Below are 15,320 nucleotides of genomic sequence, written 5' to 3'. Positions count from 1 at the left end.
TGGTGGTCGGTGCCATGAGCAGGTCTCGATCCTTCGTCAGCGGGAGATCGCACGGGCAAGGTGTCTGGAGGTGGAGCCGGTCAGCCGAACAACCGCACCGGATTGACGACGTCGGCCACGAACGTCAACGCGAAGAGCCCGATGAACAACAATGCCACCACGTACGCCACCGGCATGAGTTTGGCCACGTCGAACGGACCGGGGTCGGCCTTGCGGCGCACCCTGGCCCAGCCGCGGCGGATCCACTCGATGACCGCACCCAGGATGTGACCGCCGTCCAGGGGCAGCAGCGGCAGCAGGTTGAGCAGGAACAGGCTCATGTTGAACCCGGCGACCAGCTGCAGGAACAGCAATGCCGTGTCCTTGACCGGAAGTCCCTCGGCCAGGATCTCACCGCCGATGCGCCCGGCGCCGACGATGCCGATCGGGCTGTCCTGCCCGCGCTCCTCGCCCGAGAAGATCGACGCCCACAGCGGCGGGATGCGAGCCGGGAGGTTGACCACCGCCTCGGCCGCACGGCCGATGTAGTCGCCGGTCGCGCCCAGCGCCGCCCCGAAACTCTGCGGCTCGTAGTCGAAGACCGGGCTGAGTCCGAGGAAGCCGACCGTCTCGGTGCCGACGACCGTGCCGTCGTCATCGGTCGTCGCGACCTGGTTGGGCACCGGGGTGACCGCCAGGGACAGCGGCCGGCCGTCCCGGACGATCTCCAGGGGCACCGTGCGGTCGCTGGTCACCCGGATCAGCTCGCGGACCTGGTCCCAGTCCTGCACCGACACGCCGTCGTAGGCGACGAGTACGTCACCGGGCTGCAGCCCGGCGGCGGCGGCCGGAGACGCCGGCCGGCCGGCACACGGGTCGCTGCCCGACGCGGACGCCGGATCGGTGGCCGACACCACGCACTCGCTCACCGAGCCGACGGTGGTCGTCGGCGCCGAGACGCCGATGCCCATCAGCACGATCAGGAACACTCCGAACGCGATGAGCAGGTTCATGAACGGCCCGGCGAACATGATGACGATCCGCTTCGCCGGGTGCAGCTGGTAGAACTGCCGGCCGTCGTCGGTGGGCAGCACCTGCTCGCGGTCGTTCTTGCGGGTGTCCTCGACGATCTGTCGGAAGAAGCCGACCGGGCCCATCGCCGTGCTGGTGATGCGCTGCCGGCCGTGCTTGTCCGGCGGCACCATGCCGACCATCCGGATGTATCCACCGGCCGGGAGCAGCTTGAGCCCGTACTCGGTCTCGCCGCGGCGGCGGGACCAGATGGTCCGGCCGAAGCCGACCATGTACTGGGTGACCCGGACGCCGAAGAGCTTGGCGAACGTCAGGTGGCCGAGCTCGTGCAGCGCGACCGACAGCAGCAGGGCGATGGCGAAGAGCACCGCGCCCACCGCGTACCAGATCCAGGTCATGCTCGTCGATCGTCCTGCCTGCCGGGCCGCTGCCGGCCTGTGTCGTGGAAGTGCGTCGTGCCGGTCGGCCGGAAACGGCCGGTCAGCGGCGGGCGACCAGCTCGCGGGCCCGCGCCCGCGCCCATCGCTCGGTCTCCAGGACGTCGTCGAGGTCGCGCGGGTTGCCGGTCCATCGGTCGGCCTCGTCCAGGATGCCTGCCAGCACCTGCGGAATGCCGGTGAACGGCAGTGAACCGCAGGTGAACGCGGTCACCGCCTCCTCGTTGGCCGCGTTCCAGGCGGCCGGGACGGTGCCGCCGGCCGTGCCGGCCGCCCGGGCCAGCTGCAACGCCGGGAACGCCTCGTGGTCGACCGGCTCGAAGGTCCAGGCCGCGGCGGTGCCGAAGTCGCAGGCGGGCGCGACCCGGTCGAGCCGCTCCGGCCAGCTCAGACCGAGGGCGATGGGCAGGGCCATGTCCGGTGGGCTGGCCTGGGCCAGCGTCGACCCGTCGTGGAAGGTGACCATCGAGTGGATCACCGACTGCGGGTGCACCACCACCTGGATCCGCTCGTACGGCACTCCGAACAGCAGGTGCGCCTCGATGAGCTCCAGGCCCTTGTTGACCAGGGTGGCCGAGTTGATCGTCACGACCGGACCCATCGCCCAGGTGGGATGGGCCAACGCCTCGGCCACCGTGACGTCGGCCAACTGCTGCCGGGTGTGCCCGCGGAACGGTCCCCCGGAGGCGGTCAGCACCAACGCCGCGACCTCGGACCTCCGCCCACCACGCAGGCACTGAGCCAGCGCGCTGTGCTCGGAGTCGACCGGCACGATCTGCCCGGGCGCGGCCAGCCCGGTCACCAGCGACCCACCCGCGACCAGCGACTCCTTGTTGGCCAGGGCCAGGGTCCGGCCGGCGCGCAGCGCGGCGATGGTGGGCGCCAGACCCACCGAGCCGGTGATGCCGTTGAGCACCACGTCGGCCTCGACGATGCTCACCAGCTCGGCGGCCGCGCCCGGCCCGCGCAGCACGGTGCGGCCGGGCAGGTCGACCGGTTCGCCGCCGGAGACAGCGATCACGGCGTCCGGGTGCTCGGCCGCCTGTGCCTGCAGCAGGTCCGGTCGGCCGCCGCCCGCGGCCAGTCCGACGACCTGGAACCGGTCGGGATGGCGGGCGATCACCGCCAGGGCCTGGGTGCCGATCGATCCGGTGCTGCCCAGCAGCACGACCCGGCGGCGGGTCCCGGGAGCACGGTCGGCAGGGGTGGCGGGCGGCTCGGTGGACACGTCCAGGAGTCTGCCGCACCGGCCGGCCGCGGTCGTCGTGCGACGGGACGACGGTGCCGGGCGCCGGGCCGGCGGACGATACTGGCCACGTGGCGACCCTCGGCAGCGTGAGCCCCCGATGGGTGTGGATCGGGATCGTCGTCGCACTGGTGGCCTCGGTCGGCGTGGCCGTCGCCCTGGTCCACGTCACCGGGACCGGCGGGGCCGCAGACCCGGTGACCAGCACCACGTCCGGTGCGGCGGCGCCGTCGCCGGAGCCGTCGGGTCCGATCGCGCCCGACCCGGGCACGACGCCCCCGCCGAGCACCACCGGCGGATCCAGCACCGACGCCGGCGGCCCGCCCGACCCGACGGGCGCCGGCCCGACGACCGAGCCGGCCGTCACGTTGCCCGGATCCGACGTCGAGTTGCCGGCGCAGTACCGGGGCCGCGCCGATGTCACGGTCACCGTCCTCGGCGCCTGCGCCGACACCGGCGGCACCTCGACGTACTCGCTGCCGGTCGACCTGGCCCTGGACCGGCCGGCCCGGTGGGGATCCGAGCGGCCCATCGATCAGCTGCGGTTCAGTCTGGGCATCAATCCCACCGGAGTGCCCAACGTGGCGGCGTACTCGGTGGTGCCGGACGGCACGGGAGCCCCGCAGCGGTCCTGGTCCATCACCGTGGCGCCCGGTGACGCCGGCCGGACGACGCTGGACGGGCGGGTCTTCACCAACCGCCCGGTCGACGGCGTCATCCCCAACCTGCTCATCGACGCCGAGACGGACCTGCTGCCATGCGATGACGGGTCGGCGGTCAGGGCGCCGCGGGCGCTCGCGCCGGGCGCGACGGTGACCGGTTGGGTGGACGCCGGACGCGCCGAGCTCACCCTGCAGGCCGATACCGTGGACGGCGCCCGCCGGCTCACCGCGGTGATCCTGGCGGACCGGGTGCCGTTGGCCGAACCGACCGGCGCCGCGCAGGCCGGCTGACGGGGCCGGCCTGAGGACACCCGGTGGGACCTGTCCCGGCCCGGTCACCGGTCCGTGAGAACATGGGCGCCGTCTGTCGCGCCCGCGCGTGACGACGTCCGAGTACGGCATGCGAATCAGAAGAGGTGCCCGTGGCCAACACAGTCGAGCAGCCCACCGGCGGCGAAGAGGGTGCCGCCACGCACGTGGCCGGCAGCACGCTGGAGATCCCCGAGCACCCCGCCGTCCGCTACAACCCGGACGCACCCAGCCAGGACTGGGGCTGGCACGGGTCGTGGCGCGAGTTCGCACCGCGCGGCAGCAACATCCTGCTCGTCTCCGGTGTCGTGGTCCTCATCCTGATGTTCTTCATCGGCAATCACGTGTCGAACGTCGAGAACTACTGGCTCTGGGCCATCGCCGCGCTGATGGTGGTGTGGATCGCCTTCCGCACCCGAGCGCTCAAGCGCAAGCAGTCGCGGCGCCCCTGATCCGACGCGGACGGGCCGGTCCGGCGGGAGCACCGCCGGACCGGCCCGTTCGTGTGTCCTGGGTCAGACGCCCTCGGCGGCCAGCTGCCCGCAGGCCGCGGCGATCTCCTGACCGCGGGTGTCGCGGACCGTGCAGGACACGCCCGCCGCCCGAACCCGACGAACGAACTCCTGCTCCACCGGCTTCGGGGAGGCGTCCCACTGCGAGCCCGGCGTCGGGTTCAGCGGGATGAGGTTCACGTGCACCAGCTGGCCGAGCGCCTCGCGCAGGATGCGGCCCAGCTCGTCGGCCCGCCAGGCCTGGTCGTTCACGTCCCGGATCAGCGCGTACTCGATGGACACGCGCCGACCGGTGCGGTCGGCGTACCCGCGGGCCGCGTCCAGCACCTCGGCGATCTTCCAGCGTTGGTTCACCGGTACCAGGGAGTCGCGCAGCTCGTCGTCCGGGCAGTGCAACGACACCGCCAGCCGGACCTGCAGCCCCTCCTCGGTGAGCTTGCGGATGGCCGGCACCAGCCCGACCGTCGAGACGGTGATCGACCGGGCCGAGATGCCCAGACCGTGCGGCGCCGGGGCGGCGATCAACCGGATCGCCCGCAGCAGCCGCGAGTAGTTGGCCAGCGGCTCGCCCATCCCCATGAACACGATGTTGGACAGCCGGGCCGGGGCGCCGAGCGCGCCGTCGCGGGACGCCTTGGCGGCCAGCCGGACCTGCTCGACGATCTCCGCCGTCGACAGGTTGCGCTGCAGCCCGCTCTGACCGGTGGCGCAGAACGGGCAGGCCATGCCGCAGCCGGCCTGTGAGGAGACGCACAGCGTGACCCGGTCCGGGTACTGCATGAGCACCGACTCGATGAGGGTGCCGTCGTGCGCCCGCCACAGCGTCTTGCGGGTGGTGTCGTCGTCACAGGCCAGCGAGCGCACCTCGGTGAGCAGCTCGGGCAGCAGGGCGGTCACCAGCGCGTCCCGGCCGTTGGCCGGCAGGTCGGTCATCTCAGCCGCGTCGCGGGTGAGGTTGCCGAAGTAGTGGCGGGCGAGCTGGTCCGCGCGGAAGGCGGGCTGGCCGGCGTCGGCGACCGCGGCACGGCGGGCGTCGGCATCGAGATCGGCGAGGTGGGTCGGCGGCAGCGCCCGGCGGGGGGCGGTGAACACGAGCGGCAGGGACTTCGTCATGGCCTGATCAGTGTTCCACGCCGATCGGCCCAGGTCCGGGGCCCGCCGCGGCGCGGAGGCGCCCCGGGGCCCGGTTGGCGCGAGACGACGGTCACACATAGCGTGCCGGTGCACACCGTCCGCGCGTCCCCCGACCGCACGCCGACCCCTGGAGGACACGCCCCATGACCGGCAGCAGCAGCGACCTGATCACCGCCGACCTCGTCGTGCTGCAGCTCCGGGCCAGTGACCGGCAGGATGCCATCCGGCAGCTGGCCGGCCGGTTCGCCGCCGCCGGCCGGGTCACCGACCTGGACGGGTTCCTGGCCGACGTGGCCGCGCGGGAGCAGCAGATGGCCACCGGCATGCCGGGCGGCGTGGGTCTACCGCACGCCCGGTCCGCGGCCGTCACAGCACCCAGCCTGGGGGTGGCCACCGCACTGGACGGCGTCGACTTCGGCGCCCCGGACGGACCGGCCACGCTGATCTTCCTGATCGGGGTGCCGGACGGGGCCGGCAGCGAACACCTGACCATCCTGGCGTCGCTGGCGCGCCGGCTGGTCCGGCCGGGCTTCCGCCGGACCATCGTCGAGGCCACCGACCCCGAGACCGTCGCGCACTTCCTGCGGGAGCAACTCGCGCCGCGCTGACCCGACCCGCCGGCCGCCGCCGGCACCGTGTCCACCGTCGTCCCCCGGAACGAGGAGCTCGCCCGATGCCCACCCGAACGGCCGCGGTCGCCTCGCGAGTCGGCCTGCACGCCCGTCCCGCGTCCCTGTTCGTGCAGGCCGCCACGGCCACCGGTCTGGCGGTGACCATCGCCCGGGCCGGCGGCGTGCCCGTCGACGCCCGCAGCATCCTGCTGGTCATGGGGCTCGGCGCCCGGCACGGCGACGAGGTGGTGCTCGAGGCGCACGGCGAGGGGGCCGAGACGGCGCTGGACGCACTGGTCCAGCTGTTGCAGACCGACCACGACGCCTGAAGCGGTGACCCCGGCACGCTGGCCCGGGATCGGCGTCGGTCGCGGCGCGGCCATCGGCCGGGTCGTGCAGCTGGCGCCGCCGGTCCGTCCACCGGTGGACGAGGCGGCCGGCGACCCGGTCCGGGCGATGGCGCAGGTCCGGACGGCCACCGGAGCGGTCGCCGGGGCGCTCCGGGACCGGGCGGCGGGCACCGACGCCACGACCGCGGCGGTGCTCGAGGCGACGGCACTCATGGCCCTGGATCCCAGCCTGCTCGCGGACGTCGAGGCCCGGGTCGAGCAGGGCGTTCCCGTCACCCACGCGGTGGACGCGGCGGTGGAACGGTTCTGCGCAGTGCTGATCGCCGGCGGTCCGGTGCTGGCCGACCGAGTCACCGACCTGCGCGACGTCCGCGACCGACTCGTCGCACGGCTGCTGGGCGTCCCGGAACCCGGTCTGCCCGTGCTGACCGGGCCGACCGTCGTGGTGGCCGCCGACCTCGCCCCCAGCACGGTGGCGGCGTTCGATCCGCGGCTGGTCGTCGCGATCGTGCTGGAACTGGGCGGGCCGACCAGCCACACCGCCATCCTCGCCGCCGAGCTCGACCTGCCCTGCCTGGTCCGGGTGGCCGGCGCCCGCACCATGCCGACCGGTGCATTGGTGGCGGTGGACGCGGCCGCGGGCACGACCGTGCTGTTCCCCGACGCGTCGGTGCGCGCCGCGGTGGCCCGGCGACGCACTGCCCGCGCCACCGGCCGGACGGCGACCTCCGGCCCCGGGGCGACCCGCGACGGCACCCCGGTGCGTCTGCTGGCCAACGTCGGCACCGTTGCCGACGCGGTGGCCGCCGCGGGTCGGGACGTGGAGGGCGTCGGCCTGTTCCGCACCGAGGTGCTCTTCCTGGACCGCACGGTGGCCCCGTCCGAGGCCGAACAGGCGGACGCCTACGCGGCGGTGCTGGCCGCGTTCGGTGAACGGCCCGTGGTGGTCCGCACCCTGGACGCGGGTGCCGACAAGCCGCTCACCTTCACCGCCGGGGAGCCGGAGGTCAACCCCGCGCTGGGCCGGCGCGGACTGCGCACCGCGGCCCGGTTCCCGGACCTGCTGGACGACCAGCTGCGGGCGCTGCGCCGGGCCGCGGACCGGACCGGGACCGAGCCGTGGGTGATGGCGCCGATGGTCGCCACCGCGGCCGAGGCCCGGTGGTTCGCCGATCGTGCCCACGCCGCCGGGCTGCCGACCGCCGGGGCGATGGTCGAGGTGCCGGCGGCGGCCCTGCGCGCCGGGGCCATCGCCGCGACCTGCGACTTCCTGAGCATCGGCACCAACGACCTCACCCAGTTCGTCATGGCCACCGACCGCGCCGCCGGATCGCTGGCCGAGCTGCTGGACCCGTGGCAGCCGGCCGTGCTCGACCTGATCGCGGCGACCGGGGCGGCCGGGCGGTCGGCCGGCATCCCGGTCGGGGTGTGCGGCGAGGCCGCGCGGGACCCGCTGCTGGCCCTGGTGCTGGTCGGATCGGGGGCCACCAGTCTGTCGATGGCCGCACCCGCCGTGCCGGCCGTCCGGTCAGCGCTGTCCCGCACCGACCTCACCACCTGCACGGCGATGGCCGCGGCCGCCCGGACGGCGGAGTCGGCCGCGCACGCCCGCGCCGCCGTCGAGGCGATGGCGGATCCGGATCTGTTGGACGGGCGCTGACGGACGCGGATCAGGACGTGCCGCGGCCGGTGCGCACGGTGGTGTCCTCGGCTCGGTCGTCGAGGCCGTGGTCGGGTTCGAGGGCGTCGGGATCCGCCGTGGTGGCATCCGCGGCGACCGGCCGGGGCGGACTGGACGTGGCCGCCGGCTCAGTCCCGGGGTCGTGGTCGGCGTCGGCGTCGGCCAACGGCGCGGGGTCCACCGTCACCGCCGCCGCCAGCAGGCCGGCGTTCGGCAACCGCATGAGCCCGGCGTCGGTCTGCACGGACGTGTACATGACGCTGGCCTCGATGATGGTGCCGTCGAACGGCCCGCCGAGAGCGCCGGTGTGCACGCGCACCCGCTGCCCGGGGACGTACGGACGGGCGAAGAACAGCACCATGCCGGCGAAGAAGTTGCCCAGTGTCTGCTGTGCGGCGATGCCCAGCACCACGCCGGTGAGCGCGCCGCCGACCAGCAGGTTGCCCAGGTTCAGTTGCAGCACCGTCATGGCGCCGATGAGGACGATGACGTAGCCGACGATCAGGGTGACCAGGCGGATGGCCGACGCGGCGGCGACCCCGCCCAGGTTGCGGCTGACCCGGGCGAGTTCCTTGGCGATCGACCGCACGGCGACGATCCCGGCGATGACGAACCCCAGGGCCAGGCCGATGACCAGCACGAGGCCCCATCCCGCGGGCATGCTCACGGTCCAGCCGAAGATCCACGCCCCGACCCGGTCCGTGCCGGTGTAGTCCCCCACCCGAGTGCCGACCGCGAAGCAGGCGAAGGCCAGGATCGTGGCCGGGACTGCCTTGATCAGATTGATCCGGCCGGCCCGCGGATCGACGCGGCTGAGCGTGTCGCGGAAGCCGCTGCGCTCATCGGGAGGCGTCGGCCCGGTCGGCGGGCTGGTCGGCGGGCTGGTCGGATCGTCGGTCGATCGGGCGGTCGGGGGACCGGCGGGGGGAACCGTCACCCGTCCATGGTGGCAGTGGCCGCCGTCCTGGAACCCCGGCGCCGATCCGGTGCAGCGCCCGCGGTCGGGATCATCGGTAGCGGCGGGCGACCTGGTCGGCGTGCCGGCCGTAGGACGGCCCGTGGGACACGGCGTGGACCAGCAACGGGTGGAGCTGGTGCAGGCCGGTGCGCTCCGGCCAGTCGGCCGGCAGGTCCGCGGCCTCGGCGTACGCGGCCTGGATCCGCGCGAGCTGCGGCGCGCCGAACAGTTCCAGCATGGCCAGGTCGGTCTGCCCGTGGCCGCCGTGTGCAGCCGGGTCGATCACCACGACGCCGTCCGCGGTGAACAGCACGTTGCCGCCCCAGAGGTCGCCGTGGATCCGGGCCGGCGGGCGGTCGTCGTCGAAGTCGCCGGCGTGCAACCGGTCGGCGACCCGTTCCACCGCCCGGAGTCCGTCCGCGCCGAGGTGGCCGATCTCGGCGGCGCGCCGGGCGTAGGGCAACACCCGCAGGTCGGCGAAGGACGCACCCCACGCCTCGAACGACCGCATGGGCGACACCTGCCGACCGATCCACGCGTCGCCCTGCCACCCGGGCGGCGGCGCCCCGAACGCCGCGGCGCCGGCGGCGTGGGTGACGGCCAGCGCGGTCCCGAACGCCTCGGCCGCCGCCGCGGTCGGCGGCACCTCGCGCAGCCGCTCCAGGGTGATCGTCCCGGTCCCGACGGCGCGTACGCGCACCGTCCGGGCGCCGCCGTTCGGTTCGGCCTCGGCCAGCCAGGCCAGTCCCGCGGCCTCGGCCGCGAAGAACCCGTCCGGTGCGTCGGGGCGCCGCTTGACGAAGCCGCCGCCGGTCGCGTCCGGGTACCCGTCTCCCCTGCTCATCGGGTCACCGCCGTCACAGCTCCCACAGCCGCAGCAGCACCTCGGTGTCCTGCAGGTCGTCCAGCAGCAGGTCGGCGCCGAGCTCGGCCATCGACGCCGCCGGACGGCGGCCGGTGCCGACCAACGCGCAGCGCACGCCCAGCAGGCGGGCGCAGGTCAGGTCGCGGGGCGTGTCGCCGACGATCCAGCAGTCCCGCAGCGAGTGCGGTCGCCCCGCGTCGGCCAGCCGCCGCAACGCCGCAGCCGCCACCTCCAGCCGGTCCCGGCCGTCGTCGCCGAATCCGCCGAGATCCGGCTCGATCGGCGGGTCGAGCTGCGCCGCAGCCAGTTTCATCCGGCCCACCAGCGCGAGGTTGCCGGTGACGACGGTCTGGGTGACGCCCGCCCCGGCCAGCTGGGCCACCAGCTCGGGGACTCCCGGCAACAGGGTGACGTGGGCGTCGAAGTCGCGCACCCGCTCGGTCGCCAGGTCCCGGAACCGGGCCAGCACCGGCTCGACCAGCGCCGCGTCGGCGCCGACCGCGTCGAGCAGGGCGGCGGCGATCTCCGGGTCGATCCGACCGCCGAAGTCCAGTCCGTCCGCCACCGGCCGGGCACCTGCGACCTGTTCCACGGCGTCCAGGAACGCGCCACCGGCGACCCAGCCGGCGGTCAGCAGGGTGCCGTCGATGTCCCACAGCACCGTGCCGATGCGCGTCACCGGTGTCCTCCGTCGTCGTCCACGACCGCGACGGTAGTGAGCGTGACGCCGGGAGACCGACGGGACCGGTCGTCGGACCGGTCTCGCCGGTGATCGCGCCGGGGAGATCGCGACTGGGAGATCGCGACTGGGAGATCGCGACGACTACCGTGCGATCCATGTCCGAGATGCTGGACCCCTTCCTCCCGACCTTCGACGGCCCGGCAGTCGTCCGGTCGGTGAACGTCGGCGCGGCGAGCACGGTCGGGTCGCGCGGCCGGGTCACCGGGATCGACAAGCGGCCGGTGGACGGGCCGGTGGGCGTGCGCGCCCCCGGGCCGCGCGGAGTGGGCTTGGGCGGACTCGCCGGGGACACCATCTGCGACCTGGCGCACCACGGCGGCGACGACCAGGCGGTGTACGCGTACGCCCGGGAGGACCTGGACGTCTGGCAGCGCGAGCTCGGCCGCCCGCTGAGCGACGGCGGGTTCGGCGAGAACCTCACCACCGCCGGTCTCGACGTGAACGACTGCCTGATCGGCGAACGGTGGCAGGTCGGTCGGACGCTCGAGCTGGAGATCAGCGACGTGCGGATCCCGTGCCGGACCTTCGCCGACTTCCTGGCCGAGCGGGCCTGGGTACGCCGCTTCACCGAACGGGGCGCGCCCGGGGCGTACCTGCGCGTGCTGACCCCTGGGTCGGTCCGCGCCGGCGACGCCATCACCGTGCTGTCCCGACCCGACCACGGCGTCACCGTCCGTACCGCGTTCCGCGCCCAGATGGACCGGCCCGACCTGCTTCCCGAACTGGCCACCGCGCCGCAGCTGTCCCCGGCGACCCGGATCAAGGTGCTGGCCAAGCTCTCTGCCCCGGATCGGGCGTCCTGACGTGCCGGAACTGCCCGAGGTCGAGCGGGCCCGACGGTTGCTGGCCGACCACGCCCTGGACCGCACCATCGTCGACGTCGACGACCGCGACGAGTTCGTCACCCGACCGCACCGCCCCGGCGAGCTGCGCAGCGCGCTGACCGGCCGGACCCTGACTGCGGCCCACCGTCGCGGCAAGTCCATGTGGCTCACCACCTCGCCGAACGGAACCGACACGGACGGCCCGGACCTGGGGATCCATCTCGGGATGGGCGGCGTGCTGGTCGTCCGGGACGCCGACGGCTCGGTGTTCCTGGACGGCGATCCGAACCCCACGGCGCGGCCGACGGTCGACGACGGCCCCTACGGCGCGGCCTCGCGCGCCGCCGGGCCGCACAAGCCCGAGTGGGACCGCTTCGTGCTCCGCTTCGCCGACGGCGGGACGCTGGCGCTGTTCGACAAGCGGCGCCTCGGCCGGGTGCGGCTGGACCCGGCCGTCGACGGGCTGGGCCCGGACGCCCTGGGACTGCCGCGGGCCCGGTTCCGCGACCGGATGGGCCGCTCCACCGCTCCGGTGAAGGCACGGCTGCTCGACCAGTCGGTGCTGGCGGGCGTCGGCAACCTGCTGGCCGACGAGGCGCTGTGGCGGGCGAAGATCCACCCCGCGACCCCGGTGAGCGAGCTCGACGACCCGGCGATGGACCGGCTCCACCGCAGCCTCAAGGGCGCGCTGGACGACGCCATCGCGCAGGGCGGGGTGCACACCGGCCGGGTCATCCCGGCCCGGGTCAAAGGCGGCCGCTGCCCGCGCTGCCGGGCGGCGATGGAACACGGCACCGTCGGTGGTCGCTCGACCTGGTGGTGCACCCGGGAACAGGTGCGCTGACGCCAGGTCAGCCCCGACGCGTGGAGGAGCGCGTGCGACGATCCGCCGATGACGTCGTCCCTCGCTGCCGCGACTGCTCCGGATCCGATGGTCGGAGCCCGCGATCGCTCGTCCCTCGCTCCCGCGACTCCTCCGGATCCGATGGTCGGAGCCCGCGATCGCTCGTCCCTCGCTCCCGCGACTCCTCCGGGTGCCTGGCCCTCCCCGCTCACCGCCGAGGACGCCGTCGCCGCCGGCCGGTCACTCGAAGCGGTGCGGTTCGCCGGTGAGCAGGTGTGGTGGTCCGAGGGCCGGCCGTCCGAGGGTGGCCGGGTGGTGGTGTGCCGGGCCGGCGCCGACGGGGAGCCGCCCGTGGTCGACCTGCTGCCCGCACCGTGGAACGCCCGCACCCGGGTGCACGAGTACGGCGGGGTGTCCTGGATCCCGGTGCCCCGGTCGCCGGCCGACTCGACCGACCCGACCGACGAGGTCCCGCTGCTGGCGTTCGTGGAGTTCACCGACCAGCGTCTGTACCTGCTCGACCCGCTGCAGCCGGACGCGGCGCCCCGTCCGCTGACCCCGTCTCCCGACGAGCCGGCCGGCGTCCGGTACGGCGACTTCAGCTGGGACCCACAGCGGTCCCGGCTGCTGGCCGTGTGCGAACGGCACCTCCCGGCCGCGGAGGAACGGCCCCGCATCACCCGGACGGTCGTCGGCATCCCGGTGGACGGGCGCGGCGCGCTCGACGCCGACCTCGTCGAGGACGTGCTGCGGGACGTCCCGACCGCAGACTTCCTGGCTTCCCCGCAGCTCAGCCCGGACGGCCGCGAACTGGTGTGGATCTCCTGGAACCACCCCGCCATGCCATGGGACGGCACCGTCCTGCACCTGGCCGAGATGGGTCCCGGAGGGCGCGCGACCGGAGCGCGATCGGTGGCCGGCGGCCCGAACGTCAGCGTGGTCGAGCCACGGTTCGTCCCGTCGAACGACGCCCGGGTGCTCATCGTGGCGCAGAGCGACGCGACCGGCTTCTGGCGTCCGACGCTGGTCGACCCGCACGCCGGCACCGCCACCCCGCTCACCGACCATCCAGCCGACTTCACCGGGCCGCAGTGGCAGCTCGGGCACGGCTCGTGGGGCCGACTGCCGGACGGCACCGTCATCACCGTCCCGGCCGGCCGGCTCGGCGTGCTGGCCGCGGACAGCACCGAACCGGTCCCGGTGGACGAGCGGTGGTCCTGGTGCGGCGACCTGCAGATCGGTCCGGACGGGTCGGTCGCCGCGGTCGTCGGCGGCGACCGGATCGCGACATCGGTGGTGCACCTGCCGCCCGGGCAGCTCGGTGCGCCGCAGGTGCTGCGCCGGGCGACCGACACCGAGCTCGACGCGGCCTGGATCCCCGAGGCAATCACCCGGACCGTCGACGGCGTGCACGTGGTGATCCACCCGCCGACCAACCCGCACCACACCGCCGCTCCCGGCACCTCACCCGCGGTCCTGGAGATCCACGGCGGCCCGACCGCCCAGTGGCCTCGGGTCCGGTCGGCCCGCACCGCGTACTTCACCAGTCGCGGCTTCACCGTGGTCGGGGTCGACCACCGCGGTTCCACCGGCTACGGCCGGGAGTACCGGGACGCGCTCCGCGGCCGGTGGGCCGGCGCGGACATCGACGACGCGATCGCCGTGGCCCGGGCCCTGCTGGCCGACGGCACCATCGGCGCGGCGCTGATCGCCGGCGGATCGGCCGGTGGCCTGACCGTGCTGGGCACGGTGACCCGTCCCGACCACCCGTTCGCCGGTGGCATGTCGTCCTACGGCATCGCCGACCTGGTCGCTCTGGGCGAGCACACCCACGACTTCGAGTCCCGGTACCTGGAGTCCCTGCTGGGTCCCGACCGGCAGGTGTGGGTCGACCGGTCGCCGCTCACTGCGGCGGGCACGCTGCGCACCCCGGTGCTGCTGCTGCAGGGCGGGCTGGACCCCGTGGTGCCTCCGGAGCAGGCGCAGGTGTTCGCCGACGCCTGCGCCGCCCGCGGGGTGCCGCACGCGCTCGTGCTCTTCCCGCAGGAGAGCCACGGTTTCCGGGCGGCGGCGGCCCGGGTCACCGCGCTGGAGGCCGAACTGTCGTTCGCCGGTCAGGTGCTCGGATTCGAGCCGCCGGGGGTGCCGCGGTTGCCGCTGCGGACCGGGGACTCAGGCCAGGCCGAGTGACTTCATCCGCTCGGTGTGACCCATCTGCAGGCGGCGGAACAACGCGGCGATGCCGGCCAGGTCACCCGAGCCGCTGATGATCAGCTCGGCCAGACTCTCCCGCTCCGCCACCACGTACTGGGCCTGGGTGATCGCCTCGCCGAGCAACCGGCGCCCCCAGAGGGCCAGGGGGCCGGCGATGCGCGGGTCGGCGGCGCACGCCTTGCGCACCTCGCGCACCGCGAAGGCGGAATGCCCGGAGTCACCGAGCACCTCGAAGACCAGGTCCCGGGTCTGCGGGTCGAGCCACTCGGCGACCTCGCGGTAGAAGTCGGCGGCCAGACCGTCGCCGACGTGCGCCTTGACCAGCGACTCCAGCCAGGAGTGCGGGGCGGTGGAGTCGTGGAAGGCGTCGAACGGTCCGGTGAACGGCGCCATGGCCGCCTCGACGGCCACGCCGCGGTCGGCCAGGCTGCGGGCCAGCGCCCGGAAGTGGCCCATCTCGGCCGCCGCCATCTGGGACAGCGCGATCCGGCCCGACATCGTCGGGGCGTACCGGGCGTCCGAGGCCATCCGGTCGAACGCGGACAGTTCGCCGTAGGCCAGCACCCCGAGCAGGTCGACCTCCGCCTGCTCGTGCGCCACCGCGGTGCTCGCGCCCTCGTGCTGCTGCACGTCCATCCTGGTCGGTTCTCCTCACGCCGGAACCCTGCGATTGTGCCCGGTCCGGCTGGCGGCCGGGCCACCGCGGGTGCGCGCGCCGCCGGATGACCGCGCCCGGACGGGCCGACGGATGTCACATCGTGTCGTTCCTCGTGGTCAGCCCGGTCGCGCCGGTCGAGCACGTACCATGCTGGAGAACGCAGGGTGTCCGCGTCTGATCAGGATGTCTGATCAGGGCGAGTCGGATCACGACGTCGGACCGCTCGGTTCCTGCACCAGCAGATCAACTCTGTGCGCGCGTC

15 protein-coding genes are annotated in these 15,320 nt (G+C 74.3%); 8 read left to right on the top strand and 7 right to left on the bottom strand.

Translation table 11 applies throughout. From position 1 onward, the window contains the following. Positions 1-80: 80 nt before the first annotated feature. Positions 81-1,409, bottom strand: coding sequence for a M50 family metallopeptidase (locus tag JL106_RS00860; protein ID WP_205258774.1), 1,329 nt, complete (start codon positions 1,407-1,409; stop codon positions 81-83). A gap of 82 nt (positions 1,410-1,491) precedes the next feature. Further along, complete coding sequence (gene dxr / locus JL106_RS00855; protein WP_205258773.1) at positions 1,492-2,676, bottom strand: 1-deoxy-D-xylulose-5-phosphate reductoisomerase; 1,185 nt, start codon at positions 2,674-2,676, stop codon at positions 1,492-1,494. A 107-nt stretch (positions 2,677-2,783) separates the two neighbouring features. Here dxr and JL106_RS00850 point away from each other — a divergent pair, with 107 nt between their 5' ends. Beyond that, positions 2,784-3,647 carry a hypothetical protein gene (locus JL106_RS00850; RefSeq protein WP_205258772.1) on the top strand — a complete coding sequence of 288 codons (864 nt, stop codon included), beginning with the start codon at positions 2,784-2,786 and terminating at the stop codon, positions 3,645-3,647. Between the two features lie 131 nt (positions 3,648-3,778). Continuing rightward, positions 3,779-4,117: a DUF2631 domain-containing protein gene (locus tag JL106_RS00845; protein ID WP_205258771.1), complete on the top strand. Its 339-nt coding sequence runs from the start codon at positions 3,779-3,781 to the stop codon at positions 4,115-4,117. A gap of 63 nt (positions 4,118-4,180) precedes the next feature. Here JL106_RS00845 and rlmN read toward each other — a convergent pair whose 3' ends face one another. Then, on the bottom strand, positions 4,181-5,290 hold the full coding sequence (gene rlmN / locus JL106_RS00840; RefSeq protein WP_236006400.1) for a 23S rRNA (adenine(2503)-C(2))-methyltransferase RlmN: 1,110 nt from the start codon (positions 5,288-5,290) through the stop codon (positions 4,181-4,183). 164 nt (positions 5,291-5,454) lie between these two features. On the opposite strand from rlmN, the gene JL106_RS00835 reads away from it, so the two are divergent. The 3 genes from JL106_RS00835 to JL106_RS21825 all read left to right on the top strand — a co-directional run bounded on the left by JL106_RS00835 (position 5,455) and on the right by JL106_RS21825 (position 7,932). Then, positions 5,455-5,919 (top strand): PTS sugar transporter subunit IIA, encoded by a 465-nt coding sequence (locus JL106_RS00835; RefSeq protein WP_205258769.1) that lies wholly within the window; start codon positions 5,455-5,457, stop codon positions 5,917-5,919. 65 nt (positions 5,920-5,984) lie between these two features. After that, a complete protein-coding gene (locus JL106_RS00830; protein ID WP_205258768.1) occupies positions 5,985-6,251 on the top strand; it encodes an HPr family phosphocarrier protein in 267 nt (88 codons plus the stop codon). A 4-nt stretch (positions 6,252-6,255) separates the two neighbouring features. Then, entirely contained in the window at positions 6,256-7,932 is a 1,677-nt protein-coding gene (locus tag JL106_RS21825; protein ID WP_205258767.1) for a putative PEP-binding protein, read from the top strand. A 10-nt stretch (positions 7,933-7,942) separates the two neighbouring features. Here JL106_RS21825 and JL106_RS20510 read toward each other — a convergent pair whose 3' ends face one another. The 3 genes from JL106_RS20510 to JL106_RS00810 form a co-directional block, all read right to left on the bottom strand. Further along, the gene (locus JL106_RS20510; protein ID WP_205258766.1) at positions 7,943-8,890 is read right to left on the bottom strand and encodes a mechanosensitive ion channel domain-containing protein; all 948 of its coding nucleotides are present in this window, start codon (positions 8,888-8,890) and stop codon (positions 7,943-7,945) included. A gap of 70 nt (positions 8,891-8,960) precedes the next feature. Then, positions 8,961-9,755 carry a fructosamine kinase family protein gene (locus JL106_RS00815; protein WP_205258765.1) on the bottom strand — a complete coding sequence of 265 codons (795 nt, stop codon included), beginning with the start codon at positions 9,753-9,755 and terminating at the stop codon, positions 8,961-8,963. Between the two features lie 13 nt (positions 9,756-9,768). Further along, complete coding sequence (locus JL106_RS00810; protein WP_205258764.1) at positions 9,769-10,455, bottom strand: HAD family hydrolase; 687 nt, start codon at positions 10,453-10,455, stop codon at positions 9,769-9,771. Positions 10,456-10,613: 158 nt separating this feature from the next. Between JL106_RS00810 and JL106_RS00805 the strand changes: the two genes are divergently transcribed. The 3 genes from JL106_RS00805 (at position 10,614) to JL106_RS00795 (ending at position 14,376) form a co-directional block, all read left to right on the top strand. Continuing rightward, positions 10,614-11,321, top strand: a complete 708-nt coding sequence (locus JL106_RS00805) for an MOSC domain-containing protein (protein WP_205258763.1) — start codon at positions 10,614-10,616, stop codon at positions 11,319-11,321. A 1-nt stretch (position 11,322) separates the two neighbouring features. Then, positions 11,323-12,186, top strand: a complete 864-nt coding sequence (locus tag JL106_RS00800) for an Fpg/Nei family DNA glycosylase (RefSeq protein WP_205258762.1) — start codon at positions 11,323-11,325, stop codon at positions 12,184-12,186. A gap of 252 nt (positions 12,187-12,438) precedes the next feature. Further along, positions 12,439-14,376 (top strand): prolyl oligopeptidase family serine peptidase, encoded by a 1,938-nt coding sequence (locus JL106_RS00795; protein ID WP_205258761.1) that lies wholly within the window; start codon positions 12,439-12,441, stop codon positions 14,374-14,376. On the opposite strand, the gene JL106_RS00790 is transcribed toward JL106_RS00795, so the two are convergent. Next, positions 14,359-15,036, bottom strand: coding sequence for a ferritin-like fold-containing protein (locus JL106_RS00790; RefSeq protein ID WP_205258760.1), 678 nt, complete (start codon positions 15,034-15,036; stop codon positions 14,359-14,361). The genes JL106_RS00795 and JL106_RS00790 overlap by 18 nt on opposite strands. Positions 15,037-15,320 lie beyond the last annotated feature (284 nt).

This window comes from Nakamurella leprariae (assembly GCF_016918035.1).
Lineage (GTDB): Bacteria > Actinomycetota > Actinomycetes > Mycobacteriales > Nakamurellaceae > Nakamurella > Nakamurella leprariae.
The sequence above is the reverse complement of the archived record's forward strand: the minus strand, read 5'-3'. Positions and strand labels throughout refer to the sequence as shown.

What these genes read in the sequence shown, in the direction of transcription:
- JL106_RS00860 (WP_205258774.1), bottom strand. Translation starts at nt 1,409, where the DNA reads ATGACCTGGATCTGGTACGCGGTGGGCGCGGTGCTCTTCGCCATCGCC.
- rlmN (WP_236006400.1), bottom strand. Translation starts at nt 5,290, where the DNA reads ATGACGAAGTCCCTGCCGCTCGTGTTCACCGCCCCCCGCCGGGCGCTG.
- JL106_RS00835 (WP_205258769.1), top strand. Translation starts at nt 5,455, where the DNA reads ATGACCGGCAGCAGCAGCGACCTGATCACCGCCGACCTCGTCGTGCTG.
- JL106_RS00830 (WP_205258768.1), top strand. Translation starts at nt 5,985, where the DNA reads ATGCCCACCCGAACGGCCGCGGTCGCCTCGCGAGTCGGCCTGCACGCC.
- JL106_RS00815 (WP_205258765.1), bottom strand. Translation starts at nt 9,755, where the DNA reads ATGAGCAGGGGAGACGGGTACCCGGACGCGACCGGCGGCGGCTTCGTC.
- JL106_RS00805 (WP_205258763.1), top strand. Translation starts at nt 10,614, where the DNA reads ATGTCCGAGATGCTGGACCCCTTCCTCCCGACCTTCGACGGCCCGGCA.
- JL106_RS00790 (WP_205258760.1), bottom strand. Translation starts at nt 15,036, where the DNA reads ATGGACGTGCAGCAGCACGAGGGCGCGAGCACCGCGGTGGCGCACGAG.